This window comes from Curtobacterium sp. MCLR17_055, from assembly GCF_003234305.1.
GTDB classification, from domain to species: Bacteria; Actinomycetota; Actinomycetes; order Actinomycetales; family Microbacteriaceae; genus Curtobacterium; species Curtobacterium flaccumfaciens.
In genome coordinates this window covers 95,200-121,032 of record NZ_QKSX01000014.1, presented here as the reverse complement: position 1 = coordinate 121,032, position 25,833 = coordinate 95,200, and the positions used below count along the sequence as shown (strand labels likewise).

Sequence of the window (25,833 nt, the reverse complement as noted above, 5' to 3'; positions counted from 1 at the left end):
GTCGTATGTGTATACGAGGCACCCACCACCCCGCCAAGCCACCTACCCTTGACGGGTGGCACATCTCCTCGGCGCCGAGAACCTGCATCTCGAGTTCCCCACGAAGGTCGTCTTCGACAACGTCACCCTCGGCATCGACGAGGGTGACCGGATCGGCGTCGTCGGCCGGAACGGCGACGGCAAGTCGACCCTCCTCGCACTGCTGTCCCAGCGCCTCGAGCCGGACGGCGGCCGCGTCACGCACCGCCGCGGGCTGACCATCGGCTACCTGGACCAGCGCGACATCCTGCCCGAGGGCGCGACCGTCGGCAGCACCGTCGTCGGCGACCTCGAGGAGCACGAGTGGGCCGGTGACCCGAAGATCCGCGACATCATCGGCGGTCTGGTCTCGGACATTCCGTGGGACGTCAGCGTCGACGAGCTGTCCGGTGGGCAGCGTCGTCGTGTGGCCCTCGCGCGGCTGCTGGTCGGCGACTGGGACGTCCTGTTCCTGGACGAGCCGACCAACCACCTGGACGTCGAGGGCATCGAGTGGCTCGCCGGGCACATCAACCGCCGCTGGTCGTCGAACCAGGGCGGCATGGTCGTCGTGACGCACGACCGGTGGTTCCTGGACGCCGTGTCGACCGACACGTGGGAGGTCCACGACGGGGTCGTCGATCCCTTCGAAGGTGGCTACGCCGCGTACATCCTGCAGCGCGTCGAGCGTGACCGGCAGGCCGCCACGATCGAGCAGCGCCGCCAGAACCTGGCCCGCAAGGAGCTCGCGTGGCTCCGCCGCGGCGCCCCGGCCCGCACGAGCAAGCCGAAGTTCCGCATCGACGCGGCGAACGCCCTGATCGACGACGTCCCGCCGATCCGCGACACGGTCGCGCTGTCCCGGACGGCGACCGCGCGCCTCGGCAAGGACGTCGTCGACCTGCTCGACGTGAGCGTCTCGTTCGACGGCACGCAGATCCTCGACCGCATCGAGTGGCGCATCGCTCCGGGGGAGCGGACCGGCATCCTCGGCCCGAACGGCGCCGGCAAGTCCACGCTGCTCAACCTGGTCTCCGGCCGGCTGCAGCCGACCAGCGGGCGGGTGAAGACCGGCAAGACGGTGCAGGTCGCGGTGCTCGACCAGCAGCTCGCCGACCTGCAGCAGTTCGCCGACGACCGCGTGCGCGAGGTGGTGGCCCGCAAGAAGACGAGCTACGTCGCCGACGGCAAGGAGATGACGCCGTCGCAGCTGCTCGAGCGGCTCGGCTTCACCTCGGAGCAGCTCTCCACACCGGTCAAGGACCTGTCCGGTGGGCAGAAGCGGCGCCTGCAGCTCATGCTCATCCTGCTCGACGAGCCGAACGTGCTCATCCTCGACGAGCCCACCAACGACCTCGACACCGACATGCTCGCCGCCATGGAGGACCTGCTCGACACCTGGCCCGGCACCCTGCTGGTCGTCAGCCACGACCGGTACCTGCTCGAGCGCGTCACCGACCAGCAGTACGCCGTGCTCGGCGGGCACCTGCGCCACCTGCCCGGCGGCGTCGACGAGTACATGCGTCTGCGCGAGGCCGGCACCGGTGGCGGGACCGCCTCTGCGGCTGCCGCCGCGTCTGCCGGGAGGCCCGACACCGTCGGCGGGACCGGCTCGGCCGGTGCCGTGGCCGGGTCCACGGCCGCTGGTGCGTCCGCCTTGTCGGGAGCGGACCGGCGGACTGCCGAGAAGGAGATGTCGGCGCTCGACCGCAAGATCGCGAAGGTCGGCGCGGACCGCAAGAAGCTGCTCGACCAGTTCGCGACGCACGACCAGTCCGACTACGCCGGGCTCGGCGAACTGCAGGCGAAGCTCGGTGCGCTCGAGGCCGAGGTCGAGCAGCTCGAGGAGCGCTGGCTCGAGGTCGCGGAGCTGCTCGGGGTCTGAGCCGGGCTACTCGACCGACGCGGGGTCGACCGCGTCCTGGCTGCTGTCCGTCGGTGTGGCGTCCTCGGGGGCCCCACCGCCGGGGTTCACCACGACCTCCCACAGGTGGCCGTCCGGGTCCTGGAAGAAGCCGGACCACATGCCCCACGGGCGCGTGTACGGCGGTTCGGGCATCGTGGCGCCCGCTGCCTGTGCTCGCTCCAGGAACGCCTCGGCCTCTGCCTGGCTGCCCGTGAAGTGCCCGATCGTGCTGCTCGGTGCCGTGGCCAGCTGCACGCCGGAGTCCTTCGCCATGTCGTCACGGCCGTAGACGCTGACGATCAGCCCGTCGTCGAGGGTGAACATCGCCGTGGTGCCGCCGGCCTGCGTCTCGGTGGCGGGGTACTCGGTGCCGATGACGCCGCTGCCCTCGATGCCGAGCAGGGCGCGGTAGAACTCAGCCGATCGAGCGACGTCGGCGACGGCGAGGGTGATGGCGTGCATGCGCCGCACGCTACGCCGGGGCCGCTCGGCCCGTGTCGCGCTTTCGGTCAGTCCCCGAGACCCAGGATGAGGCGGCGGAGCAGCCCGGCCAACTGGCCCTGCTCGTCGGCGGAGACCCCGGACAGGATGTCGCGCTCGGCGGCCAGCAGGTCCGCGATCGCCGCGTCCACGGCCACCCGGCCCTTGCTCGTCAGCGAGACGAGGATGCCGCGGCCGTCCTTCGGGTCGGTCCGTCGCCCCACGAAGCCGCGGGCCGCCAGGCGGTCCACCCGGTTCGTCATCGTGCCGCTCGACACCAGGGTCTGCTGCAGCAGGGTCTTCGGGCTCAGCTCGTACGGCTCACCCGCGCGGCGCAGGGCCGACAGGACGTCGAACTCCCACGGCTCCATGTCGCTCGCGTCGAAGGCCGTCCGCCTGGCGCGGTCCAGGTGTCGGGCGAGCCGGTCCACGCGGGACAGCACCTCGAGCGGGCCGAAGTCGAGGTCGGAACGCTCTCGACCCCACGCCGCGACGATGCGATCGACCTCGTCCTCATGCGGCATCCCTCCATCTTGGCCGAACCCGGAGCGGACAGCCAGCCTCGTCGGTCGTGGGAGGATGGAGGAGCACCCCTCGGTGCGTTCCGCCTTGGTGTAATGGCAGCACGACGGCCTTTGGTGCCGTTAGGTCCGGGTTCGAATCCTGGAGGCGGAGCAACTCCGCGCTGACCGGTCGCATCTTCGCTGCTCAATTCGAGCGACCCGACCGCAGGGGCGAGTGCGCTGCATCTGTCCAGGGATTGCCCGGAAGTGGTTCCTTCTGGTTGCTTCCCATCACTATAGTGATGTAGGCGTCACTATAGTGATGCTGGATGAACGAGGTGAGGAGGGCGTCGTGCAGCTGCAGAGCCCGTTCGCGGCGTTGTCGAGTGGCCTCGATGGTGACGTTCTGATGGTGCTGAGCGGCCTGTCGGACCGACCCTTCACGGTGTCCGCGGTCCAGCGGCTCGTGCCCGGAGGCCGTTCGCGAAACGGCGTGAAGAAGGTGCTTGACCGTCTGACGGAGCAGGGCATCGTCGTGTTCGACGACATCGGCGGGGTGAGCACGTACGCGCTCAACCGAGACCATCTCCTCGCGTCGGCGGTCCTCGAGGTCGCCGGAGCTCGTACCCGCTTCCTCGACAGGGTTCGCGGGGAGATCGCATCGATGCCGGTCCGCTACGCAGCGTTGTTCGGCTCGGCCGCGCGAGGTGCGATGCGACCGGACAGCGACATCGATCTGTTCTTCGCCGTGGATGCCGTTTCGCGGACGGATGCTGAGGACCGCATCTACGACCTCACCATTGCCGTTCACCGGTGGACCGGAAACCAGGTGAACCCCATCGTGTACGACGTCTCGGGGGTCAGCCCCGATGACCCGCTCATCGGTTCCATCGCGAGTGAGGGCATTCCCCTCGTGGAAGACCGCCGATGGCTCCAAGCCCACCTCAGGAAGGCCGCACGTTGACTCCACCGAAACTGCCGTCGACCACTGACGGCGACAGCGCTTTCATGCGCGGTCGGCTCGAGAAGGCCAAGGGCTTCCTCGAGTCAGCCGAGACGCTGTTCGAGTTCGGTGCCGAGGACGGGATCCTGGTTCCGGCGTCCCCTCATGCCGACTCCTTCGTCGACCTGTGCGTCGACGCAGGGATCGCCGCGGCAGACGCCATCTGCATCGGCAAGACCGGAAGGTACAGCAGTGGGGCGAGCCACAACGACGGCGTCTCGATCCTGCAGGATGCGACAGACCGGCCGATCGCGAAGCACCTCGAGACGCTCGTTCGGGTCAAGAACAAGGCGGCCTACAGCGCGAGGTCGGTAGACGCATCGGACATCCACAATGCCGGTGCGGCCGCCCGCGCACTCGTTGCCGTCGCGGAGGATCTGGTCTGACAGCTCACCGATCGACGCGGACCCGAAAGCATCTTCTCTGTGGAGTGTTATCGCTGTAAAGGTATACTCTTCGAGAGGCGGCAACTCGCCGCCCCACGAGCAGAGGACCACCCATGGCGACCACGCCGCACCACCGCCCACGCGTCCTGATCACCGGCGCGAGCATCGCGGGCCCCGCGCTGGCGTGGGGACTCGACCGATCGGGCTTCGATGTCACGCTGCTCGAGCGGTCGCCGGAGCAGCGGACCACCGGCCAGAACATCGACGTCCGGGGACTCGGGCGCGAGGTCCTCGAGCGCATGGGCCTCCGCGACACGGTGATGCAGCACCTCACCGGCGAAGCGGGCACGCGGTACGTGGACGAGCACGGCACCCCGTACGCCACGTTCCCGAAGACCGAGGGCCAGGATGGTCCGACTGCCGAGATCGAGATCCTGCGTGGCACGTTCGCCGGGATCCTCGTCGATGCGCTGCCGGACACGATCGACCGCCGCTACGGGGACTTCGTCGTGGGCGCCGAACAGGACGGCACCGGGGTGAACGTCCGCTACGACAGCGGCGCTCCGGAGCGGTTCGACCTGGTCGTCGTCGCCGAGGGCCGCAGCTCGCGCACCCGTCGGATCCTGTTCGCCGACGAGACGGAGTACCGCGACCACGGCGTCAGCATCGCCTACGGCACGCTCGACCGGATCGGCAGCGACACCGACCACTGGGACTGGTACACGGCCCCGCGTGGACGTGTCGCGTCGATCCGGCCCGACAACGAGGGGACGATCCGGGCCAGCGTGTCCTTCGAGTCGGAGCCGATGGGCTTCGAGCAGCTCCCCGTCGACGTGCAGCTGCGGATCCTGCGCGAGCGCTTCCGGGGCGCAGGGTGGCAGACGGAGCGGATCCTCGACGGGTTCAGGGAGCGGTCTGACGAGTTCTACACGCAGCGGATGGAACAGGTCGTGGTGTCGCGATGGAGCAAGGGCCGGATCGCGCTGCTCGGTGACGCGGCCTGGGGCTCCGGGCCGACCGGCATGGGCACGACGCTGTCCCTGGTCGGCGCGCACATCCTGGCCGGGGAACTCGCACGGACGATCGAGCCGGCCGTCGGCGCTGATCACGGGTACTCGATCCCGGACGCATTCGCGCGCTACGAGGAGATGCTCCGCGGGTACGCCGACAGCGCCCAGGGGCTTCCGCGCGGCGGTGCGCGCCTGCTGCACCCGTCGTCGAAGGCGGGCGTCCGCGCGGTGCGGGCGGCGCTCCGGGTGGCGTCTCTCGGTCCGGTCCGCGGCTTCGCCCAGAAGTACCTGCTGACGAGCGAGAAGCACGTCCCCGTCCTGCCGCACTACCCGACACTGCAGGGGGCCCGGAAGGCGGCAGAATCGATCGCATGACCGACCTGCGCTCCCAGACCCTCGAGGCGCTCCGCCACTACGCCGTCCGGTACCAGGAGTCGGCGCTCCACTTCGCAGCATGGATGGAGCTGCCGACCTCGGACGGCGTCGCGCTGGGGGAGATCCTCTGGGCGGAGACCGAGGGCGAGCCGATGACGGGCACGCGGCTCGCCCGGCGGATCGGGATGACCTCGGGTGCGGCGAACGCGTTGGTCAACCGACTGGAGGAGCGTGGCTTGATCGTGCGGAGCCGCGAGAGCGCGGACCGTCGGGTCGTCACCCTCCGCGTCACCGATCTCACCCGGGAACGCAGCAGTGGGTTCCTCGGGTCACGTGCCGCGGAGCTCGACGAGGCGATCGGTTCGTACGACGACGACACGTTGATGGTGGTGCGCGACTTCCTGCTCCGCTTCGCCGCGGTCCTGCCGCAGGAGACGGCTCCGTCGAAAAGCTGACTAGACCGGTCCGGTCAGCCGCTCGTCACCACGAACTCGGCGCGTAGTCCTTCAGGAAGACACCGAACACGTCCTCGCCCGCTTCGCCCCGGACGATCGGGTCGTAGACACGGGCTGCCCCGTCGACCAGGTCGAGCGGCGCGTGGAAGCCCTCCTCGGCGAGCCGGACCTTGGTCGGGTGCGGCCGTTCGTCGGTGATCCACCCGGTGTCGACGCTCGTCATCAGGATGTTGTCGGTCTCGAACATCTCCTGCGCGCTCGTGCGGGTGAGCATGTTCACGGCGGCCTTCGCCATGTTCGTGTGCGGGTGACCCGGCCCCTTGTAGGCGCGGCCGAACACCCCTTCCATGGCGCTGACGTTCACCACGTAGGTGCGGCGTCCGGTGCTCGCGGCCATGGCGGGGCGGAGCTTCGAGATGAGGATGAACGGCGCCGTGGTGTTGGCCAGCTGGACCTCGAGCATCTCGAGCGGGTCGACCTCGTCCACCTGCTGGGTCCACGAGTTCTCGTCGTGCAGGTCGGGGACCAGGCCGCCGGCGTCGATGGCGGTGCCGAGGGCGAGTCGTTCGAGCGAGCTCGATCCCGGCGCCATCGCCTGTTCGGTCAGCTCGTCGGCTCGGGCTGCGGCGGCCGCGAGGATCGGGTGCGCGGCAACTGAACGGGCGAGCGCCAGCGGGTGCTGGTCATTGGTGTGCCCGAAGGTCACGAGTTCGGGCAGCGGTCCGTCGGGCAGCGGCGCGAGTTCCGCGTCGACCAGCGGCTGGTAGGCCCCGGTCGACCGGCGCACGGTCTGCGTGGCGTTGTTGATCAGGATGTCGAGGGGGCCGGACGCGGCGACGTCCTCGGCGAGCCCGATCACCTGGGCGGGGTCACGCAGGTCGATGCCGACGACCTTCAGACGGTCCATCCAGTCGGCGGAGTCGGGCAGGCTCGCGAACCGGCGCACCGCGTCGCGGGGGAACCGCGTGGTGATGGTGGTGTGGGCCCCGTCGCGCAGCAGCCGGAGGGCGATGTACATGCCGATCTTCGCGCGACCGCCCGTGAGCAGCGCCCGCTTGCCGGTCAGGTCCGTCCGGGCGTCGCGCTTCGCGTGGCTCAGACGAGCGCACGACGGGCAGAGCTGGTGGTAGAACGCATCGACGACCGTGTAGTGCTGCTTGCACATGTAGCAGGGCCGTGACTTCAGCAGCGTGCCCGCGGTCGTCGATGCGGTCGAGGCGCTGATCAGGACGCCTCGGGTCTCGTCGTCGATCCGGTCGGCGGCCCCGGTGGCGGTGGCGGCGATCACCCGGCGGTCGGCCTCGGCGATGACGCCGCGCTTCTCGAGACGGTGCGCACGCTTGACGGCCTTGAACATCTTCGCCGTGGCCTGGCGGACCCGGATGAAGTCCGGGTGCGTCTCGTCGATCGACGGCAGCTGCTCGAGCACCCGGAGCGCGACGGTCAGGTCGTCGGGGTCGATGCCGCTGGGTTCGGGGTGCTCGGAGCTCACACGCGATCCTACGTCGGGACCGAGCGCCGGTCAGACGAGCTGCTGCTCCATGCACACGCTCGTCGGGTCGTCGACGTACGGGCCGAACCGGGGGATGTCCGCGTACCCGGCCTTCCGGTACAGCGCGATCGCCGCGGCCTGCGGCAGACCGGTCTCGAGCCGGACGGTCCCGATGCCGACCGCGCGGGCCCGGTCGTGCAGGGCGTCGAGCAACCGCGTCCCCACGCCGAGCCCACGCGCGGCGTCGCTCACGAACATGCGCTTGACCTCGCCGGTGCCGTCGCCGGCGTCGACGAGCGCCACCGTGCCGAGGGCGGTGCCGTCCTCGCGCGCCACCAGGAACGTGACGTCGGGCTGGTCCAGGTCGTCGACGTCGAGGGCGTGGTAGTTCTCGGCCGCGTACAGGCTCAGTCCGTAGTCGTCGCCCTGCTGTAGCAGGTGCAGGACGTCGTCCTGCCGGGGGCTCTCGATCCGCACGGTCAGCACCGTCACACAGTAGCGAGGACGACGAGAACAGTGGGCAGACGAGGCCCCCGGCCGACGGTGATCAGGCCAGGAGTCCCTCGCTGACCTCCCACAGCCGCCGGGCATCGTCGGCGTCGAGCATCGCCGAGTTCGCGTCCGACGGGATGCGGTCGGCGGTGAGGGGAAGGACCCGGTCGTCGATCACGGCGACGTCGCTGTCCTTCAGGTAGACCCCGCCGACGCCGTCGAGCAGCGGGCTCGCGGCACCGAACACGAGCGTGGCTGCGCCCTGCTCGACGGTCTTCTTGCCGACCTCGGGGTCGATGACGGTCGCCCCGTGGTCGTCGACCAGTCCTTGCTCGCGGTAGGAGGCGATCCGCGAAGCGTCGTGCGGGCCGGGTCCGATGATGACCCCGGGGTGTGCGGCGAAGGCGCGGATGCCCTGGTCGGCGTACCGCCGGTCGAGCTCCACCGTGAACAGGACGTTGGCGCGCTTCGACTGCCCGTACGCGGTGACCGGGTCGTACCCGTGCGCGAACGTCAGGTCGTCCCACCGGATCTGCCCGAACCGCGCCGCACCGGAGGTGACGGTCAGGACCCGCGCACCACGGGCCTCCAGGAGGGCGGGGAGGAGCGCCCGCGTGAGCTGGAAGTGCCCGAGGTGGGTCGTCGAGAACGCCAGTTCGTTGCCGCGGCCGTCGAGCCGGCGGTCCGGGGTGAAGAGCATCGCGGCACTGTTCACGAGCATGTGCAGTGGGCGGCCGGAGGCCGACCAGCGCGCGGCGAAGGCATCGACCGACGACGGGTCGGTGAGGTCGAGGGCCTCGATGCGGATGCCCGGGATGTCGGCGACGGCTGCGGATGCCCGGTCGACGTCACGGGAGGCGACGGTGACGTCGGCGCCGGCCGCCGCGAGGGCGCGGCTGGTCTCACGGCCGAGGCGGCTGTGTCCGCCGGTCACGACGACGTTCCGGCCGGTCAGGTCGATGCCGTCCAGGACGTCGGCGGCGGTGGACCCGGCGGTGAACGGAGTGGGCAGGGGGTGCTGGTCGGTGATCACGAGTGGTACTCCTTCGATTCGATGTGGCCGACGGCGGTAGCGGGGCCGACAGCGTCGGCGACCGCCGACCACGCGTCGGGGTCGAGCCCGAGCTCGGTCCGGAGGAACGCCGTCGTGGTGTGGCGGACGAGGTCCACACGCTCGGGGCTCTCGTCCGTGGTGGCGGTCGACTCGTAGTCCTGGATCCCGCCGAGCAGGTGCTCGCCGCCGTGGAGTGTCACCAGGTGCCGCGCGCCGGGGCTCAGGTGGTAGACGTCGGTGAACCAGTCCGGGCCTCGGGTCGAGAGCTGGGACTGGTCGTGGTCGCCGGCGACGACCAGTGACGGGGTGTGCAGCTGGCTGAAGTCGGGGCTCATGAACGCGAAGTGCTCCTGCGCGAACGGCGCGAGGTCGCCGCGCGCGATCCCGGTGGTGGACAGCAGGACCCCGGCGCGCACGCGGTGGTCGGTGCGGTCCGCGCCCGGCCGCCCGTCGGCGCCCAGGACGCGGCCCCCGAGCAGCATGCCCACGGACTGTCCGCCCCACGAGTGTCCGACCGCGGCGATGCGCGCGGTGTCGACGCGCCCGCTCAGACCGGGGACCGCATCGATGATCTGGTCGAGGTCGTCGAGCACCCGCTCGAGGTCGTCGACGCGCGTCTGCCAGATGGTCGGGTAGCGCGGGTCCTCGAGCGTCAGCCCGTAGGCCTTCGCGTCGAGGAAGGTCGGTTGGACGACGACGAAGCCGTTCGCGGTCCAGTGGTCGACCAGGGGGTCGCCGCCGGTCATGGACTGGCCGAAGCCGTGGGCGAAGACGATGACGGGCAGGTCCGTTCCGGTCGTCGGTGCGGTGATCCGGACCTCGAGGTCCTGACCGCGCGAGGGTGCGGGAAGCGTGACGGGGCGCACGCTGATGACCTGCGGTCGAGGTGCTGTGGGTGCCATGTGGGCCTTTCCGGGATGCGGTGTCGCCCGTGGTCGGAGCGATCGTCGTCCGAAACGGAGCGACGTTCCGGAACGATACGGAACAACGATCCGGATTGCAAGAGGAAGCGGAGCGCTGTTCCGCATCGCGTCGGTGTCGTGCGATGATCGACGCATGAGCACCCCGTCGCCCGACCCCGCGCCGCGTCGCCGTCGCGACGTCGAGCGCAACGAGCGCACGATCCTCGACGCCGCTGCCGCGGTCTTCGCCGCCTCGGGCGTCGGCGCACCGGTGCGCGAGGTCGCCACCGCCGCGGGGGTCGGGGTCGGCACGCTCTACCGGCACTTCCCGACCCGTTCGGACCTGGTCGTCGCCGTCTACCGGCACCAGATCGAGGCCCTGGTCGACGCGGGGCCGGCGCTGCTCGACTCGGAGCCGACACCGTTCGCCGCCCTGCTGCGCTGGTTGCACCAGTTCGTCGATTTCCTCGGCACCAAGCACGGTCTGGCGCGCGTCTGGGAGGGCGACGCCGACGGCTTCACGGCGCTGCACACCCTGTTCGTCGACGAGCTCGTGCCCGTGCTCGGCCGACTGCTCGACGCCGCGCGGGCGTCCGGCGAGGTGGCCGCGCCGACCCCGCCGTACCAGCTGCTCCGGGCCGTCGGCGACCTGGTGGCGTGGAGTCCCCAGGACCCCGACTACGACGTCCGGACGATCGTGACCCTCCTGGTCACCGGGCTGCGGCAGGCGCAGCCGACGGTGACCGACAGCGCGTAGCCGGCCACGTGCACTGGTCGCGACCGGCACCGGACTGGAGGCGCGGTGCGGGCCCGTGACGGGCCTCCCGTCCGGCGTCGCGACCGTCTCGGGCCGCACCAGCGCCGTCGGGGCCGGTCCGCTCAGACCCCGCCCGGCTCCGCGGGGTCGGACTCGGTGTCCCCGTGCTCCGGCAACACGTCGACGTCGGTGACCGTGTACCCGAGCGGCACCTGGCCCAGCGCGAGCAGGAGCGCCGTCCGCCGGTCGTCGTGCTCGGTCTCGATCACCCGTCGCTCGGTCGGGACGACGACGAGTCGGACCCGGTGCGTCACGGGTGCCCCCATGCGGCGGTGCCGCGCGGGCGTCGCCCGGCGTGCTGACCACGTCGCCGACGCAGCAGCAGGTGGCGGACCGCGAGCAGGTGCGGGAACTCGACGAGCATGCCGACGACGATCGCCGTGGTGACCAGCGGCTGGTGGGGGAGTGCGGCGCTCGTCAGCCCGATCATCAGGGGTGCGTTGCGGGCCGCCGTCGTCATCGCGAGCAGTGCCGACCGCGGGTACGACAGGGCGGCGAGGCGTGACGCCCACTCGGCTGCGATGAACGTGACGGCGAAGAAGACCACCGCGCACCCCAGCACGGCGACGAACACCGGCAGGTTCGCCAGCAGCAGCCCGATGTGCGAGGCGAAGAGCCCGGCGACCATCGCGCCCACGATCCAGGGGACCGCGCGGCCGGGCAGGGCGGCGGCGCGGGCTCGAGCGCCGTCCGGCAGGAGCGAGATCCCGAGGCGGATCACCACGGCGATCGCGGCGGGCAGGACGAACCACTGCAGCAGGGTGCCGATGGTGCCCACGGCGTCGATGCCGACGTTGCCGCCCAAGACCGTGATCCACACCGGGAACAGCAGCAGCTGGGTGACCATGTTGATCGGCAGCAGGGTCGCCCCCACGGCGGTGTCCCCGTCGCTCAGGCGGGTGAACGCCAGGAACCAGTCGGTGCAGGGCGCCAGGAAGTACAGCATCACGCCGAGCTGCACGGCCGGGTGTCCGGGCAGGGCCACGCGCGTGAGCAGGAACGCGACGAGCGGGGCGAGCAGGAAGTTCATGCTCCAGGCGATGCCGATGACCTTCCAGGCGCCGGGCGTCCGTGGCAGGCGGTGCAGGGGGACGTCGACGAACAGGGCGACGACCAGGGTGATCACCAACGCATCCACCACCGAGCCCATCGCGTCGCCGGCCGAGGGTGAGGCGCCGCCGATCACCGACCCGAGCAGTATGGCGCCGCCGACGATCGCGGGGGTGGCCCAGAGTCGTGCACCGGCGGGGCGGGCGGCCCGCTGTGCCGGCATCAGCACGCGCATTCGACACCACAGCAGCTCAGGTCGTCGGTGAGCATCCCGGCGTCGTCCCACTCCTGCAGGGCACCGCAGTCGCGCCCTGCTCGTTCGCCGATGACGCGGGCGACGTGGGCGAACCGCTGCCGGAACTTGTAGACGAAGCAGAACTGCAGTGCGCCGTGCCGGAGCGCGGTGCCGGCCAGGAAGAGTCCGGGCGTGGTGGTCGACTCGTCGTCCTCGGTGAGCAGCGGCCAGCCGTCCGCGCGGGTGTCGAACAGGCTCGCGGCCGGTCCGAGCCCCGGGCCGTAGCCGGTGGCGAGGATCGGTGGCGCGTCCGCGACCAGGGCGGTCCGTCCGGCGACCCCGACGGTGAACCCGTCTCCGGATCGTTTGATGCCGGTGACCTGGCCGTCGTCGACCAGGGTGAGGCGTCCGCTGGCCCGTGCGGCCGCGAGTCGTTGACGGGTCCGCGGGGCGAGGCGGAACGACGGGTCCGACCCGCTGCCGGTGTCCCAGGGGTGGGACGGGTCGACGACCGTCACCGTCGCCCCCTGTTCGACGTGGTGGCACGCCAGGTCGATGCCGGACTCGAAGCCACCCACGACCACCACGTGTCCGGACCGCGCCACCCAGGCTGCCTCGGCGGACGCGTGCACCCCGAGCGAGGTGCCGGCGCAGCGGGGCAGGATCGGGTCGGAGAACTCGCCGCCGGCCCAGACCACGTTCCGGGTGATGACGGGGCCGCGGCTCGTGGTCACGCGGAAGCCGTCGTCGTCCGGCTCGATGCGCTCGACCTCGGTGTCGAGCAGGGTCGGCAGGTGGAAGGCCGTGACGACGCCACGCAGGTACCGGGCGTACTCGGGTCCGGAGGGGTAGTCGGTCCCCAGGCTGTAGGCGGGTGAGGTGCGCGGGTGGACCGCGTTGAGGTCGGTGGCCCCGAAGCCGTTGCCGGTGAAGGACGGCGTCAGGAACCGCTGGCGCTCCGGCCACCGACGGAACGTGTCCCCGACGACGCCGCGTTCGACGACGCCGAACAGCAGGCCGTCGACGGCGTGGAGTGCCAGGCCGATGCCGACGCCGGCCGGTCCGGCTCCGACCACGAGGGCGTCGAGGGTCTCGGTGGGGTGTGGTGCTGGCATGGGGTCGGTCTTCCCAGCAGCTGCGGCTGCGTCGATGGAACGGCCACCGTGGTGTGGTCGCTGCACGCCATCTTAGTGAGAACCGTTATCAACATGCCATCGGGGCATCAACCGACCGGCGTCGAGTACAGGACCGCCAGGGTCGCCACCAGTCCGACGACCACGATGGCGAGGTCGAGCAGGGCCAGGGTGACGAGTCGGGTGCGCTGCGGCCGGACGGAGGCCCGCACCACGACCATCGTCACGAACAACACGACGACGAGCACGAGCGCCGGCCAGCCGATCGCCGGCGCCCGGATCGCCATGAGGACCATCACCGCGGCGACGATCACGGCCGTGACGGCTCCCCACACGAGCCAGTTCGAGCCCGACGCCGTCCGGAGTGCGGGCTGGTCGCCGACGCGAGTGGGATCGGGGCGGCGGGGCTGTTCGTCGGACACGAGCCGGACGGTACGCGGCGGCCCCTGCCCGTGCCCGCAGCCGCTCGGCCACGAGAGGATGGGGTCGTGCACACCGCCGCGACCATCCTCGACGCCGTCGTCCGGCACATCGACACCACCGGGTTCGCCGCACACGGCATCCACGTGCGCACGAGGACTGCGGCTCCGGGCACCGAGGGCACCGCGGACGACGTCGCCGAGCACCACTGGACGCCAGACGTCCGACGCGAGATCCACTCCGCCGCGAAGGGCGTCTGCGTCCTGGCCACCGGCATCGCCGCCGACGACGGCCTGGTCGACGTCGACGAACCGATCGCGACGTCCCTGGTCGGCACGGGCCTCGGTACGGAGACCGGGCTCGCGCTCGGCGACGGCGTCGACCGGGTCACCCTCCGCCACCTGCTCACCATGACCAGCGGGATCGACATGCCCTGGTCGGCGACCGAGCTGACGGACTGGCCGGACCTGGCGGCCGAGTTCCTGCGGCGACCGTCCCGCGGCCGGGTGTTCCAGTACGCGAACGCCAGCACCTACACGGCGATGCGCGTGCTCGAGACCCGGGTCGGCGACGTCGGCGCGTTCGTCACCGAGCGACTGTTCGCGCCGCTGGGAATCCAGGACGTCGAGTGGCAACGCTGCCCGAACGGGTTCGTCGCCGGCGGCGAGGGACTGTCGCTCCGAACCGAGGAGCTCGCCCGCATCGGACGCCTGATCCGCGACCGCGGGGTCGTCGACGGACAGCGGATCGTCAGCGCGCGGTGGTGCGACGCGATGCACACCGACTGGGTCGAGCGCGAGGGGACCGGGCCCGGCTACGAGCGGTACGCGATGGCTGGGTGGGGTGGTCCCGGCCGACTCTGGCGGCTGCACGGTGCGTACGGTCAGATGCTGCTGTTCGACGAGACCGAGGCGAGCAACGACTCCGGCACCGTCGTCACCATCACCGCCGACGACCACTTCGGCGCCGACGCGCTCGCCGCCTTCGTCGCCGACGAGCTGGCCCGCCAGGACCCCCGCCGCTAGCACCGTCGACGATCCGACCTGCACGTCCGCGCGCGCCCGGCGTGGGAGGATCGATCAGTGCAGCAGCAACCCGTCGCGATCATCATCGCGGCCATGAGCGAAGAGGTCTCGGCCTTCGCCGACCTGTTCGGCGGTGTCCCGGTCCTCGACGGCCCCGTCGGTGGCCACGACCCGCACCAGCTGCTCGACATCGGCGGCGCGACGGTCGTCGTGCGCCGCAGCGGCATCGGCTTCACGAACGCCACGGCCGCGGTCGCCCACGGCTTCCACGACTTCGGCCCGGGTATCCCGGTGATCAGCGTCGGGACCGCCGGCGGGCTCATGCACGGTGTCGCCATCGGTGACGTCGTGGTCGGCGACCGGTACGTCAACCTCAACGCCGACGCCACCGCGTTCGGGTACGCCCTGGGCCAGGTCCCCGGCATGCCGACCGGCTACGCGCCGGACGCCCGGCTCGTCGAGCTGGCGATGGGTGCCGACATCGCGTGGCCCCTGCGGTCGGCGACGATCGGCTCGAGCGAGGTCTTCGTGACCGAGGGCCGTGCCCGCGCACTCCGGGTCGCGTTCCCCGAGGTGGCCGCGGTCGACATGGAGTCGGCCGCGATCGCGCAGTTCGCCCACGTGCACGACATGCCGTTCGTGTCGGTCCGGTGCATCAGCGACCTCTGCGCGCCGGACGGCGCCGAGTTCCGTGAGCACCTGGACGACGCCGCGGCACGCGCAGCGCGCGTGGTCCACGACCTGGTGCTCGGCCTGCGTTCCTGAGTCCGCCAGCGCGCTCCCTCAGCCAGCCCGAGTGCCGGCGCTCACGCGACGACTCCCACGGCACGGAGGCGTCGGACGGCGAGCCGGTCAGCAGCTCCGGGCGCTGCGCCGAGGGCGTGCGACGCGATCGTGACGTCGCCGTGACGGAGCAGGCAGACGCCGACGTCCCGTGTCTGCCCGCTGTGCCAGATCAGCCCGTCGCGGTGCTCCCACGCCAGGAAGTCCGGCTCGATGCGTCCGATCCCCACGCCGAAGCGCAGGAGGTCGGACATGGTCGACCAGATCCCGGCGGCCGGTGCGTAGGGACCTGATCCGACGGTCCAGGGTTCACGGGGACGGCCCCGCCACGACCGGAGCAGGGTTCGTCGTTCGGGTGCCGGGTCGAGGGTGGCGCTGGTGATGCCGAGCGGAGCCAGGACCGTCCGCTCGGCGACCGTGGACCATGCCTCCTGCGCGACGTGCTCGAGCAGCCGACCGAGCACCGCGTAGCCGAGGTTGGAGTAGTCCCGCTCACCCGGTGTCGTCGGGGTCTGGCGCAGCGCACGCGTGATGTCCGCCTCGGACACGTCCGCGTACGGGTCGCCGACGATCCCGGCCGACATGCCCTGGTGCACACGGGGCAGGCCCGAGCGGTGTCGGATCAAGTCGTCGACCGTGTAGGTGGCGTCGTCGGGGACGTCCGGCAACAGGTCCCGGGCGGGGGTGTCCCGTGGGATGTCTCGTTCAGCGAGGAGAACGAGCACGGCGGCGGCGGTCACGGTCTTCGTCACGCTCGCCCACTCCACTAGCGCGCCCGCTTCGTAGCGATCGCCGAGGTCGGCGGTGACGTCGCCCCCTGTGTCGATGATCACGGCTCGGTTCGCAGCGGCCACGCTCGTCCTCCTGATCTGGTCGAAGCCACCATGATCGCAGCCGGTCATGCGGGGATCCTCGTTCCGCGTGGACGAGCACCAGGTGCCGGAGGGGCGCGTTCCGGCCTTCGGCACGGCCGGAATTGCGTTCCACGGACGTTCCGGGACGGATCGCGAACTCGCCTCTGAGCCCCTCGCTAGCCTCCATTTCGGGGGGCCAAGGAACCACGGCCAATCACATAGGGAGATCAGCCATGAGCGCCTACACGAGCGACGAGAACGTCGAACCTGCACGCATCACCACCTTCAAGCGCGTCCGCAAGCAGTGGCGTCGGACGGGTGAGGTCGGCTACACACACAGTGGCAGCGACTTCTTCCGCGACGACGCTCCGGAAGCGGTCCAGCGGTAACCAGCGGCAGCCACGAAGTGCCCGCCAGGAGCGATCCTGGCGGGCACTTCTGCGTCAGCGACCGAGCTGGTCCCGCAGGTACGGGGCGGTCCGGCTGGTCGTCGAGGCGGCGACCTCGGCTGGCGTGCCGGAGGCGACCACCTGGCCACCCTCGACACCGCCGGAAGGGCCCATGTCGATGACGTGGTCGGCGCTCGCGACGACGTCCATGGCGTGCTCCACCACGACGACCGTGTTGCCCGCGTCGGTCAGGCGGGCGAGCTGGGCGGTGAGCAGCTCGACGTCGGCCGGGTGCAGGCCGGTGGTGGGCTCGTCGAGCAGGTACAGGGTGTGGCCGGTCCGCGCACGCTGCAGTTCCGTGGCGAGCTTGATGCGCTGCGCCTCGCCGCCGGACAGCTCCGGAGCGGGCTGGCCGAGCCGCAGGTAGCCGAGCCCGACCTCGCGGAGGGTCTCGAGTCCGCGCCCGGCTGCGGGCAGGGATGCCAGGAACGGCGCCGCTTCGTCGACGGTCATGCCGAGGACGTCGGCGATGGACGCCCCGTTCCACCGGACCTCGAGCGTCTCGGCCGTGTAGCGGGAGCCGTGGCACTCGGGGCACGGGGCCCAGCTGCCGGGCAGGAAGAGGAGTTCGACGGACACCGACCCCTCGCCCTGGCAGACCTCGCACCGGCCGCCGGCGACGTTGAACGAGAACCGCCCGGCGCCCCAACCGCGGGCCTTGGCCTCGTCGGTCAGGGCGAAGGCGGCCCGGACCGCGTCGAACAGGCCGGTGTAGGTGGCGAGGTTCGAGCGGGGCGTCCGGCCGATCGGCTTCTGGTCGACCTGCACGACGCGGTCGATGAGCGGGTGCGACGTCGCGACGCCGGGCAGCACGCCACCGACGAGTGACGACTTGCCGGACCCGCTGACCCCGGTGACCGCGGTGAGGACACCGAGCGGCAGGTCGACGTCGAGCCCCCGGAGGTTGTGCAGGGTGAGGTCGCGGAGTTCGAGCGTGCCGATGGGGGTCCGGACGGCGCGGTCGGCGGTCGGCTGCCGGGGCTCCAGGAAGCGCCGGGTGACAGACGCCTCGACCTCGGCCAGGCCGGCGACCGGGCCGCTGTACAGGACGGTGCCGCCACCGGTGCCCGCGCGGGGGCCGACGTCGACGATCCAGTCGGCTCGGCGCACGATGCTCATGTCGTGTTCGACGACGAAGACGCTGTTGCCGCCGGCACGCAGGTCGTCGAGGACGTCGACGAGGGACTCGGCATCGGCGGGGTGCAGCCCGGCGCTCGGTTCGTCGAGCACGTAGACGACGCCGAACAGGCCGGAGCGCAGCTGCGTCGCGATCCGCAGCCGCTGGCTCTCACCGGGGGAGAGCGTCGGGGTGGCGCGGTCGAGCGCGAGGTAGCCGAGACCCAGGCCGACCAGGACCTCGACGCGGGTGAGCAGGTCGCGGGAGATCGCCACGGCGACCTCGGTGTGCTCGCCGGACGATGCCCGTGACGTCGCCGCTGCCGCGTCGGTGATCGCCGCGATCGGGCGCAGGACGTCAGCCAGGCCGGTCAGCGGCAGCGCGTTCAGCTCGGCGATCGAGTGGCCGCCGATCGTCACGGCGAGGGCGGCTCGGGTCAGGCCCGTGCCGCCGCAGAGCCCGCACGGGCCGGACTCGACGAACTGCAGCACCTTCTTGCGCTGGGTCTCGCTCTGCGAGTCGGCGAGGGTGTGCAGCACGAACTGGCGGGCGCTCCAGAATCGACCCTTGTAAGGCTTCGCCACGCGGTCGCGCTTCGGCTGCACCTGCACGACGGGCTGTTCCTCGGTGAAGAGCAGCCAGTCGCGGTCCTTGCGCGACAGCTCGCGCCACGGGCGGTCGATGTCGTAGCCGAGCACGGCGGTGACGTCCCGCAGGTTCTTGCCCTGCCATGCCCCGGGCCAGGCGGTGATCGCGCCGTCGCGGATGCTCAGCGACGGATCGTGCACGGCCGATGCCTCGGTGACCTCGTGCGCGGTCCCGATGCCGTGGCACCGGGGGCAGGCGCCAGCGACGGTGTTCGGCGAGAAGGAGTCCGACTCGAGCCGGTCGGCGCCGGACGGGTACGTGCCGGCACGCGAGTAGAGCATGCGCATCGAGTTCGACAGCGTGGTCATGGTGCCGACGGTGGAGCGGGAGCTCGGAGCACCGCGACGCTGCTGCAGGGCGACGGCGGGCGGCAGTCCGGTGATCGAGTCGACGTGCGGGGTGGAACCCTGCGCGATCAGCCGCCGCGCGTACGGGGCGACGGACTCGAGGAACCGGCGCTGGGCCTCGGCGAAGACGGTGCCGAAGGCGAGCGAGGACTTGCCGGAGCCGGAGACGCCGGTGAACGCGACGATCCGGTCGCGGGGGATGTCCACGTCGACGTCGCGCAGGTTGTTCTCGCGGGCGCCACGGACGCGGATGAAGTCGTCCGGCCCGGGTCGGTCGTCGGTCTGGGTCGAGCGAGGAGCGGGCATTCGCTCGATCGTAGGCTCGGCCACTGGGAGAAGCAGTACCGCCGCCGGGACCGCGAACGACGAAGAGCCGCTCCGCCCTGATCGGCGGAGCGACTCTTCGCGTCGTGCGGTGGTGCTCGTGGTGCGGTGTTGCGGCAGGTGTTACTTGATCTGTGCGGTGATGGTGGCGGTGCCGACGAGGAGGCCGCGCTTGACGGCGTCGGTGCCGAAGGTCTTGTTCAGCAGGCCGGCGGCGTCTTCGCTGATGTGGACGGTGGTGCCGGTGAGGATGGCGTTGTCGCCCTCGAGCTGGAGGGGCTTGAGGGAGCCGCCGTGCAGCTCGAACAGGAACGCGTTGGCCGCGGCGACCTTGCCGTTGACGAGGACGTCGCCGTAGAGCTTGGACGAGCCGGGGTTCACGACGAAGTTCTCCAGCGTGACGGTGGTGTCGCCGGCCTTCAGGGTCAGCCCCGAGTCGTCGTGGTTCAGCAGGCCCTGCACGTACGGGCGGTAGTTGCCATCCGGCGACCAGTAGGTGACCGACCCGGCGGTGATCGGGAACGACACCGACCCGTCAGCCAGGGTTGCGTCGCCCGAGACGCCGGGGGTGAGCTTCAGGGCGGTGAGGGCGTCGGTGAAGCCGGAGTCGAGCTTCACGGCGGTGGAACCACCGAGGACCTCGGGGACCGAGGCGACGGGTGCGGGGATCTTCGACTCGGACGACGAGGACACCGTGTGCACGTTCGGGGTCGCGGCCTGGGCGGAGGAGATCCCGAACGCGGCACCGCCGAGGACGAGGGCGCCGGTCGTGGCGAGGGTGATGGAGGTCTTGAGGCTCTTACGCATCGTGATCAGTCCTTTGCTGTTGTCGCGCTCGGCGCGGCTGCTGTGTGCGCGCCGAACACACCCTTGGTGGGGTGGAGAACCAGCGATGTGCGGCTGGTGAGCGCTCCGGGTGTTTCCCGGTCGTTGCAGGTGATTCGGCACCCTGCGGCGAAGGGTTTGGACGGATCTGCTGTCGTTACCGCTCTGTGACCTTCGGGCACATTCGGACAGCGGTCACGCCCGCAAGTACGTTCTCTGAGAGGCCGCTGAACGTGGTCCATCGAGAAAGGCACTCCCCATGGCATCGACGTCCAGTCGTCCCACGTCCGTCACCGTCGCGTTCGTCATCTGGCTGGTGGTGGTCCTGGCGAACATCCTGCAGGGCATCATCAACCTCACGTCGGGCTCCTCCGCCGACGTCGCTGACAGTGTCGGCACCGCCCCGCTCGTCGGCGGCGCGATCTTCGCGTTCATCCTCGCCGTGATCGAGCTCATCATCGTCTTCAAGATGCGCGACGGCCGCAACTGGGCCCGCATCGTGCTGACGGTCCTCGCGGTCCTGCAGCTCATCGGTGTCGGCGTCGGCGCGGCCTCGGGTGGCAACGCCTTCGGCTGGATCGGCGGCGTCGCGGTGCTCATCGCGACGATCCTGATGTACGTCGGCGGCGCGAACGGGTACTTCCGTCGCCACTGAGTGCGCGTGCGTGCGGATGCGCTCCTGCGTGACGCACACCGGTCGCTGAACGCGACCACCTGACGGACGGGAGGCCCGGTGCCAGCTGGCACCGGGCCTCCTGTCCGTCGTCCGCTCGGGTCAGAACGCCTTGCCCGGGTTCAGGGTCCCCGCCGGGTCGAGCGCGTCCTTGACGGAGCGGTGCATCGCGAGCACGCGGTCGCCGAGCTCGACCCGCAGGCCCGGCAGCTTCAGCAGCCCGACGCCGTGCTCACCGGTCACCGTCCCGCCGAGCGCCAGGCAGTCCGCCACGATCTGGTCGAACGCGGTCTTCGCGCGGGCCTTCGCGGCGTCGTCGCCCTCGGGCGCGATGATCAGCGGGTGCAGGTTGCCGTCGCCGGCGTGCGCGATGTTGGCGATCGTGACGTCCTGTGCGTCCGCGGTCACCTGGATCCGCCGGAGCATCTCGGGCACCGCGCTCCGCGGCACGCAGATGTCCTCGGTCAGCACCGGGCCGAGCCGTTCGAGCGCCGGGTAGGCGAGCCGGCGGGCCTGGAACAGCCGGTCGATGTCCCCGGGGTCGGTGGCCCGCTCGACGTCCGTGCCGCCGGCCTCGGCGAAGACGTCCGCGACGTGGTCGGCGATCGCGTCCCCGGCGGCACCGCGCTCGTCGACCCGCGCGAGCAGCAGGGTGTCGACGTCCGCCGGCAGCCCGAGGTGCATCCAGTCGTCGACGGCGCGCAGGCAGGTGCGGTCGACGATCTCGAGTGCCGCCGGGATGATCCCCGCGCGCGAGATCGCGGCCACGGCGTCGCCCGCCGCGGTCAGCGAGGGGAAGTACCCGATCACGGCCCGCTCGTCACGGCCGGCCAGGGGGAGCAGCTGCACGGTGACCGACACGACGATGCCGAGCGTGCCCTCGGAACCGACCATCAGCCCCGTGAGGTCGTACCCGGCGACGCCCTTCGCCGTCCGGCGGCCGAGCTCGACCACCGACCCGTCGGCCAGCACGACGGTCATGCCGAGCACGTAGTCGCGGGTGACCCCGTACTTGACGCAGCAGATGCCGCCGGCGTTCGTCGCGACGTTGCCGCCGATCGTCGAGATCGCCGAGCTCGCGGGGTCCGGCGGGTACCAGAGGCCGTGCTCGGCGACCGCGGCGCGGAGTGCGTCGTTGATGACGCCGGGTTCGGTGACCGCGTACCGCTCGTCGGTGTTCACCTCGAGCACCCGGTCCATCCGCTCGAGCGACACGACGATCGAGTCGGCCATCGCGTTGGCGCCGCCGGACAGGCCGGTGCCGGCACCGCGGGGGACGACCCGGAGACCGGCGGCGGCTGCCCAGCGGACGGCGGTGACGACGTCGTCGGTGCTGCGTGCCAGGACCACGGCGAGCGGTGCCGTTGAGTCGGCCCACTCGGCGTCGTCGTGGCGGTAGCGCTCGAGCGACTCCGGGTCGCGGAGGACCTGGTCGGACCCCAGCAGGTGTTCGAGGGCGGTGGCGTCGGCTGCGGTGGCGGATGCGGCGGTGACGGTCATGCGGGGTGCGGTTCCTTCCGGGGCGCGGCGGTGCGGTTCGGGTCCGTCGACGATACGCCGGTCAGTCCAGGCAGAACTCGTTGCCCTCGACGTCCTGCATGACGATGCACGACTCGTTCACCTGGTCCGCGGTCATGCGACGGACCTGGGTGGCGCCGAGCCCGACCAGCCGGGCGCTCTCGGCGTCGAGGGCCGCGAGCCGTTCGGCACCGGCCATCCCGGTTCCGACCCGGACGTCCGGCTCGGCGCAGTCGAACGTCACCTGGACCTGTCGCACCGTTGCCATGGCGCCGAGGATACGACGATGCGCGACCGGCGTCCGCTGAGCGCGGCCCGCACCGTCAGCGGTGGGCGCACGGTGCGCCGGACGGGAGCCAAGGTGCCAGGCCGCCACGGGCCTCCCGTCCGTCGCGCAGCTGCGTCAGTGCTGCGTGCCGCGCAGGCGGCCGATGCCCAGCACGATGCCGACGACGACCATGCCCAGCGCGAGGCCGGCCACGGCCGACACGGCGGTGTCGGCGATCCAGACGACGACGGGGCCTGCGGCCTCGAGTGCGTGCTCGATCACGTGCAGCAGGTCGTACGGCCCGTGCCAGACGGTCTCGGCGAGGTTCGCGATGACCAGGTGTCCGCCGACCCAGAGCATCGCGACGGTCCCGATGACGCTGATGACCCGGAAGACCATCGGCATCGCGCGGACGATGCGGGCACCGATCCGACGGGTGCGGCGGACGGAGTTCTTCATCATCTGCAGGCCGATGTCGTCGACCTTCACGAGCAGTGCCACGGCGCCGTAGACGACGGCCGTCATGACCAGACCGATCACGATCAGGGCGCCGAGCGTCGGCCAGAGCCCCAGATCGGGGTCGAGGCCCGCCAGCGCGATGAGCATGATCTCGGTGCTCAGGATGAGGTCGGTGCGGATGGCGCCGAAGACGAGCTTCGGTTCGGTGACGGCCTCGTCGGACCCGCCCTCGTGGTGGACACCGAACCACTCGGTGACCTTCTCGGCGCCCTCGAAGCACAGGTACGTGCCACCGAGCAGCAGCAGCCACGGCAGCACCCCGGGTGCGAACGCCGTGAGCAGCAACGCCAGCGGGATGATGATGATGAACTTGTTGAACAGGCTGCCGAGGGCGATGCGCCCGACGACCGGGAGTTCACGAGCGGGCTCGAGGCCCTGCACGTACTGGGGCGTGACGGCGGCGTCGTCGATGACGACTCCGGCGGTCTTCGCGCTGGCCTTGAGGGCTGCGGAGAGGATGTCGTCCACCACGGCGAGCAATCCGACTGACAATGCGTTCTCCACTCGTCTGACCTGTGACCGTGCACAGCGTAGTGGCCGCGGAGCATCCTGAACGCCAGCCGCGGGGCGTCCGTAGGCTCGCAGCATGGCTGACTTCACCGCATCCCAGGCCGCCGTCGTCCGGATCGAGCGTTCCGAGCAGGGGCGCTGGGACCTCTCCGTCATCAGCGACGCCGGTGTCGCGATGGGGCACGGCGTGTACCTGTTCGACGCGGACCACGACGACGCCGAGGATGAGCAGGCCGCGGCCCTCGACTTCGTGCGCGACTACGGGTTCCGGTTCGAGCGCGACGCCGTGCAGGCCGACGGTCCCGACGCCTTCTGGGCGCCGCTGCTGCCGTCCGACCAGCAGTAGGCGCTGCAGCGCGCGGGACTCAGCGCGCGGAGTCCTCGAACCCGATCAGCCAGGTGACCCCGTGCGCGTCGCGGACGGTGCCGTCCCAATCGCCCCACGGGCGCTGCTGCAGTGGGTCGATGACCATGCCGCCCTCGGCGAGCTGGTCGAACCACCGACGCAGGACGTCCGGTTCCGCAGCGCCGAGCAGTGAGAAGAGCAGCCCGGTCGCCGAGAACGGTGTGTCGCCCTCGCTCGCGTCCGCGGCGAACAGCTGCAGCTCACCGGTGAGCTGGCCGTGCGCGACGGCGTCGGCCGGGCCGTCCGTGCGGGAGAAGTCCGCGTAGGTCGCGATCTGCACCTCGCCGCCGAACACCCGCTGCCAGTGCTCGAGGGCCTGCCTGGCGGTGCCGGCGAACTGGAAGTACGGCGCGGGTCCGGTCGTGTGCATGCCCGGCAAGGTACTCCGGAGTGCGGCGTGCGGGAACCCCGGGGCTCGTCAGTCGAGCAGCGCGAGTGCGCGCTCCAGGACGTCCTCCGGACGGCCGTCGCCGTGCAGTGCCCACCAGGTCAGTGCGGCGCTCGCGGCGGCGGCCAGCGTGTGGGCGCGCACGGCGACGGCGAGGTCGTCGGCGGTGACCCCGTCCCGCTCGGCCACGTACCGCAGGATCTCGTCGGTCAGGGCCGTGACCGTGGCAGCGCCGACGTGCTCGAGCGACGGGTTCGCGCGGATGACCCGGAGCCGGTGTCGGGTGACCTCGACGGCGTCGTCCGGGAACGTCGCACCGATCCGGTAGGCCGCCCGGAGCGCCACCGCCGAGGGCTCGTCGGCCGGCCGTGACCGCAGGGCCTCGCGGAACCGTGCGGCGAACTCGTCGAGGCCGCCCCAGACCAGCGCCGCCTTGTTCGGGAACAGCCGGAAGAGCGACCGGCGACTGACCCCGGCCGCCGCGGCGACGTCGTCCATCGACACCGCGTCGAAGCCCTGGTCGTCGAACAGCCGGAGTGCGACGAGGGACACGGCGTCAGGGTCGATGGTGCGCGGGCGCCCCGTCGGACGGTCGTTCGTCGAGCTCATGGAGACCTTTCGGCACTGAGTGCTATAACCGGTGTGGCGCAGCGAGCGCCTCTCATCGAGGAGACGACATGACCGACACCACCACCGCCGGACGGTTCACCGGCAGGACCATCATCGTCACCGGAGCGGGTTCCGGCATCGGACGCGCCACGGCGACACGCATCGCGAACGAGGGCGGGCGGGTCATCGCGACCGACGTCGTGGCCGAACGGCTCGACGCACTCCGCACGGAGCTCGAGGGCTTCGCCGTGGAGACCGTCGTCGGTGACGTCGCCGCGAGCGAGACCATCGACGCACTCATCGCCGCCGCCGGCGACCGGGTGGACGGGCTCGCCAACGTCGCCGGCATCATGGACGCGTTCCTGCCGCCGGACGAGGTCGACGACGCCACCTGGGAGCGTGTCTTCAGCGTCAACGTCACCGGCCCGATGCGCCTGACCCGCGCCGTGCTGCCGCTCATGATCGCCGCCGGCAAGGGATCGGTCGTGAACGTCGCGTCCGAGGCTGCGTTGAAGGCCTCGGCCGCCGGTGCTGCCTACACCTCGTCGAAGCACGCCATCGCCGGGTACACCAAGAGCGTCGCGTTCTTCCACGGGCCGCAGGGCATCCGGGCGAACGCCGTGGCGCCGGGTGCGGTCGCCACGAACATCGAGGCGCCGATGCGCAGCGAGTACGCGGCCCGCCGGGTCGGTCCGATCATGCAGACCACCATCCCGCCGGTCGCCCAGCCCGAGCAGCTCGCCGCCGCCATCACCTGGCTGCTGAGCGACGACTCGGCGAACGTCAACGGTGCGGTGCTGCCGAGCGACGGTGGCTGGTCCGTGGTCTGACGGATTTGC

The 25,833-nt window shown here is 71.2% G+C and carries 30 protein-coding genes and 1 tRNA gene; 13 read left to right on the top strand and 18 right to left on the bottom strand.

Features of this window, described 5'->3' with window-relative positions:
• Nucleotides 1-55: 55 nt before the first annotated feature.
• The gene (locus DEJ09_RS13365; protein WP_027465089.1) at nt 56-1,903 is read left to right on the top strand and encodes an ABC-F family ATP-binding cassette domain-containing protein; all 1,848 of its coding nucleotides are present in this window, start codon (nt 56-58) and stop codon (nt 1,901-1,903) included.
• 6 nt (nt 1,904-1,909) lie between these two features.
• On the opposite strand, the gene DEJ09_RS13360 is transcribed toward DEJ09_RS13365, so the two are convergent.
• Together DEJ09_RS13360 and DEJ09_RS13355 are read right to left on the bottom strand one after the other, a co-directional pair.
• Nucleotides 1,910-2,386, bottom strand: a complete 477-nt coding sequence (locus DEJ09_RS13360) for a VOC family protein (RefSeq protein ID WP_111088904.1) — start codon at nt 2,384-2,386, stop codon at nt 1,910-1,912.
• Nucleotides 2,387-2,433: 47 nt separating this feature from the next.
• Nucleotides 2,434-2,928, bottom strand: coding sequence for a MarR family winged helix-turn-helix transcriptional regulator (locus DEJ09_RS13355; RefSeq protein WP_111088903.1), 495 nt, complete (start codon nt 2,926-2,928; stop codon nt 2,434-2,436).
• 79 nt (nt 2,929-3,007) lie between these two features.
• Here DEJ09_RS13355 and DEJ09_RS13350 point away from each other — a divergent pair.
• The 5 genes from DEJ09_RS13350 (at nt 3,008) to DEJ09_RS13330 (ending at nt 6,136) form a co-directional block, all read left to right on the top strand.
• A tRNA-Gln gene (locus DEJ09_RS13350) sits at nt 3,008-3,079 on the top strand.
• Between the two features lie 180 nt (nt 3,080-3,259).
• Nucleotides 3,260-3,871 carry a nucleotidyltransferase family protein gene (locus tag DEJ09_RS13345; protein ID WP_181433366.1) on the top strand — a complete coding sequence of 204 codons (612 nt, stop codon included), beginning with the start codon at nt 3,260-3,262 and terminating at the stop codon, nt 3,869-3,871.
• Nucleotides 3,868-4,296, top strand: coding sequence for a hypothetical protein (locus DEJ09_RS13340; RefSeq protein WP_146245726.1), 429 nt, complete (start codon nt 3,868-3,870; stop codon nt 4,294-4,296). Before DEJ09_RS13345 ends, DEJ09_RS13340 begins: the two co-directional genes overlap by 4 nt.
• 113 nt (nt 4,297-4,409) lie before the next feature.
• Nucleotides 4,410-5,681, top strand: a complete 1,272-nt coding sequence (locus tag DEJ09_RS13335) for an FAD-dependent monooxygenase (protein ID WP_111088900.1) — start codon at nt 4,410-4,412, stop codon at nt 5,679-5,681.
• Nucleotides 5,678-6,136 (top strand): MarR family winged helix-turn-helix transcriptional regulator, encoded by a 459-nt coding sequence (locus DEJ09_RS13330; protein ID WP_220034943.1) that lies wholly within the window; start codon nt 5,678-5,680, stop codon nt 6,134-6,136. The genes DEJ09_RS13335 and DEJ09_RS13330 overlap by 4 nt, the downstream gene beginning before the upstream one ends.
• A gap of 25 nt (nt 6,137-6,161) precedes the next feature.
• Here the strand turns inward: DEJ09_RS13330 and DEJ09_RS13325 are convergent, their stop codons facing one another.
• From DEJ09_RS13325 to DEJ09_RS13310, 4 genes are all read right to left on the bottom strand, one after another.
• Nucleotides 6,162-7,628 carry an SDR family oxidoreductase gene (locus tag DEJ09_RS13325; protein WP_111088899.1) on the bottom strand — a complete coding sequence of 489 codons (1,467 nt, stop codon included), beginning with the start codon at nt 7,626-7,628 and terminating at the stop codon, nt 6,162-6,164.
• Nucleotides 7,629-7,658: 30 nt separating this feature from the next.
• Entirely contained in the window at nt 7,659-8,114 is a 456-nt protein-coding gene (locus DEJ09_RS13320; RefSeq protein WP_258373901.1) for a GNAT family N-acetyltransferase, read from the bottom strand.
• Between the two features lie 61 nt (nt 8,115-8,175).
• A complete protein-coding gene (locus DEJ09_RS13315) occupies nt 8,176-9,153 on the bottom strand; it encodes an SDR family NAD(P)-dependent oxidoreductase (protein ID WP_111088898.1) in 978 nt (325 codons plus the stop codon).
• Nucleotides 9,150-10,076 (bottom strand): chlorophyllase, encoded by a 927-nt coding sequence (locus tag DEJ09_RS13310; protein WP_111088897.1) that lies wholly within the window; start codon nt 10,074-10,076, stop codon nt 9,150-9,152. Before DEJ09_RS13310 ends, DEJ09_RS13315 begins: the two co-directional genes overlap by 4 nt.
• Nucleotides 10,077-10,230: 154 nt before the next feature.
• Between DEJ09_RS13310 and DEJ09_RS13305 the strand changes: the two genes are divergently transcribed.
• Nucleotides 10,231-10,833, top strand: a complete 603-nt coding sequence (locus DEJ09_RS13305; RefSeq protein ID WP_111088896.1) for a TetR/AcrR family transcriptional regulator — start codon at nt 10,231-10,233, stop codon at nt 10,831-10,833.
• Nucleotides 10,834-10,955: 122 nt separating this feature from the next.
• Here the strand turns inward: DEJ09_RS13305 and DEJ09_RS13300 are convergent, their stop codons facing one another.
• From DEJ09_RS13300 to DEJ09_RS13285, 4 genes are all read right to left on the bottom strand, one after another.
• Nucleotides 10,956-11,147 (bottom strand): hypothetical protein, encoded by a 192-nt coding sequence (locus DEJ09_RS13300; RefSeq protein WP_146245725.1) that lies wholly within the window; start codon nt 11,145-11,147, stop codon nt 10,956-10,958.
• Nucleotides 11,144-12,166, bottom strand: coding sequence for an arsenic resistance protein (locus DEJ09_RS13295; protein ID WP_181433365.1), 1,023 nt, complete (start codon nt 12,164-12,166; stop codon nt 11,144-11,146). Before DEJ09_RS13295 ends, DEJ09_RS13300 begins: the two co-directional genes overlap by 4 nt.
• Nucleotides 12,166-13,293 carry an NAD(P)/FAD-dependent oxidoreductase gene (locus tag DEJ09_RS13290; protein ID WP_181433364.1) on the bottom strand — a complete coding sequence of 376 codons (1,128 nt, stop codon included), beginning with the start codon at nt 13,291-13,293 and terminating at the stop codon, nt 12,166-12,168. The genes DEJ09_RS13295 and DEJ09_RS13290 overlap by 1 nt, the downstream gene beginning before the upstream one ends.
• A gap of 107 nt (nt 13,294-13,400) precedes the next feature.
• Nucleotides 13,401-13,733 carry a hypothetical protein gene (locus DEJ09_RS13285; protein WP_111046720.1) on the bottom strand — a complete coding sequence of 111 codons (333 nt, stop codon included), beginning with the start codon at nt 13,731-13,733 and terminating at the stop codon, nt 13,401-13,403.
• A 66-nt stretch (nt 13,734-13,799) separates the two neighbouring features.
• On the opposite strand from DEJ09_RS13285, the gene DEJ09_RS13280 reads away from it, so the two are divergent.
• Together DEJ09_RS13280 and mtnN are read left to right on the top strand one after the other, a co-directional pair.
• Nucleotides 13,800-14,756: a serine hydrolase gene (locus DEJ09_RS13280; RefSeq protein ID WP_111088892.1), complete on the top strand. Its 957-nt coding sequence runs from the start codon at nt 13,800-13,802 to the stop codon at nt 14,754-14,756.
• Nucleotides 14,757-14,813: 57 nt separating this feature from the next.
• Nucleotides 14,814-15,521, top strand: coding sequence for a 5'-methylthioadenosine/S-adenosylhomocysteine nucleosidase (gene mtnN / locus DEJ09_RS13275; RefSeq protein WP_110864380.1), 708 nt, complete (start codon nt 14,814-14,816; stop codon nt 15,519-15,521).
• Nucleotides 15,522-15,562: 41 nt separating this feature from the next.
• On the opposite strand, the gene DEJ09_RS13270 is transcribed toward mtnN, so the two are convergent.
• Entirely contained in the window at nt 15,563-16,441 is an 879-nt protein-coding gene (locus tag DEJ09_RS13270) for a serine hydrolase (protein WP_111088891.1), read from the bottom strand.
• Nucleotides 16,442-16,626: 185 nt separating this feature from the next.
• Here DEJ09_RS13270 and DEJ09_RS18195 point away from each other — a divergent pair, with 185 nt between their 5' ends.
• Complete coding sequence (locus tag DEJ09_RS18195) at nt 16,627-16,782, top strand: hypothetical protein (RefSeq protein WP_155896774.1); 156 nt, start codon at nt 16,627-16,629, stop codon at nt 16,780-16,782.
• A 54-nt stretch (nt 16,783-16,836) separates the two neighbouring features.
• Here the strand turns inward: DEJ09_RS18195 and DEJ09_RS13265 are convergent, their stop codons facing one another.
• Together DEJ09_RS13265 and DEJ09_RS13260 are read right to left on the bottom strand one after the other, a co-directional pair.
• The gene (locus tag DEJ09_RS13265) at nt 16,837-19,260 is read right to left on the bottom strand and encodes an excinuclease ABC subunit UvrA (RefSeq protein ID WP_111088890.1); all 2,424 of its coding nucleotides are present in this window, start codon (nt 19,258-19,260) and stop codon (nt 16,837-16,839) included.
• A gap of 141 nt (nt 19,261-19,401) precedes the next feature.
• Entirely contained in the window at nt 19,402-20,085 is a 684-nt protein-coding gene (locus DEJ09_RS13260) for a hypothetical protein (RefSeq protein ID WP_110865654.1), read from the bottom strand.
• Nucleotides 20,086-20,362: 277 nt separating this feature from the next.
• Between DEJ09_RS13260 and DEJ09_RS13255 the strand changes: the two genes are divergently transcribed.
• Nucleotides 20,363-20,758, top strand: coding sequence for a hypothetical protein (locus DEJ09_RS13255; protein WP_111024640.1), 396 nt, complete (start codon nt 20,363-20,365; stop codon nt 20,756-20,758).
• 120 nt (nt 20,759-20,878) lie between these two features.
• Here the strand turns inward: DEJ09_RS13255 and DEJ09_RS13250 are convergent, their stop codons facing one another.
• The 3 genes from DEJ09_RS13250 to DEJ09_RS13240 form a co-directional block, all read right to left on the bottom strand.
• Nucleotides 20,879-22,276 carry an FAD-binding oxidoreductase gene (locus DEJ09_RS13250; RefSeq protein ID WP_111054938.1) on the bottom strand — a complete coding sequence of 466 codons (1,398 nt, stop codon included), beginning with the start codon at nt 22,274-22,276 and terminating at the stop codon, nt 20,879-20,881.
• A 61-nt stretch (nt 22,277-22,337) separates the two neighbouring features.
• Nucleotides 22,338-22,562, bottom strand: a complete 225-nt coding sequence (locus tag DEJ09_RS13245; RefSeq protein WP_111088889.1) for a VOC family protein — start codon at nt 22,560-22,562, stop codon at nt 22,338-22,340.
• Between the two features lie 135 nt (nt 22,563-22,697).
• Nucleotides 22,698-23,573, bottom strand: a complete 876-nt coding sequence (locus tag DEJ09_RS13240; protein ID WP_111088888.1) for a DUF808 domain-containing protein — start codon at nt 23,571-23,573, stop codon at nt 22,698-22,700.
• A gap of 94 nt (nt 23,574-23,667) precedes the next feature.
• On the opposite strand from DEJ09_RS13240, the gene DEJ09_RS13235 reads away from it, so the two are divergent.
• Entirely contained in the window at nt 23,668-23,937 is a 270-nt protein-coding gene (locus tag DEJ09_RS13235; RefSeq protein WP_071245932.1) for a hypothetical protein, read from the top strand.
• Between the two features lie 19 nt (nt 23,938-23,956).
• Here DEJ09_RS13235 and DEJ09_RS13230 read toward each other — a convergent pair whose 3' ends face one another.
• Together DEJ09_RS13230 and DEJ09_RS13225 are read right to left on the bottom strand one after the other, a co-directional pair.
• Nucleotides 23,957-24,367 carry a VOC family protein gene (locus tag DEJ09_RS13230; protein ID WP_111088887.1) on the bottom strand — a complete coding sequence of 137 codons (411 nt, stop codon included), beginning with the start codon at nt 24,365-24,367 and terminating at the stop codon, nt 23,957-23,959.
• Nucleotides 24,368-24,415: 48 nt separating this feature from the next.
• Complete coding sequence (locus tag DEJ09_RS13225; RefSeq protein WP_027464431.1) at nt 24,416-24,994, bottom strand: TetR family transcriptional regulator; 579 nt, start codon at nt 24,992-24,994, stop codon at nt 24,416-24,418.
• A 68-nt stretch (nt 24,995-25,062) separates the two neighbouring features.
• On the opposite strand from DEJ09_RS13225, the gene DEJ09_RS13220 reads away from it, so the two are divergent.
• On the top strand, nt 25,063-25,824 hold the full coding sequence (locus DEJ09_RS13220; protein ID WP_111029641.1) for an SDR family NAD(P)-dependent oxidoreductase: 762 nt from the start codon (nt 25,063-25,065) through the stop codon (nt 25,822-25,824).
• Nucleotides 25,825-25,833 lie beyond the last annotated feature (9 nt).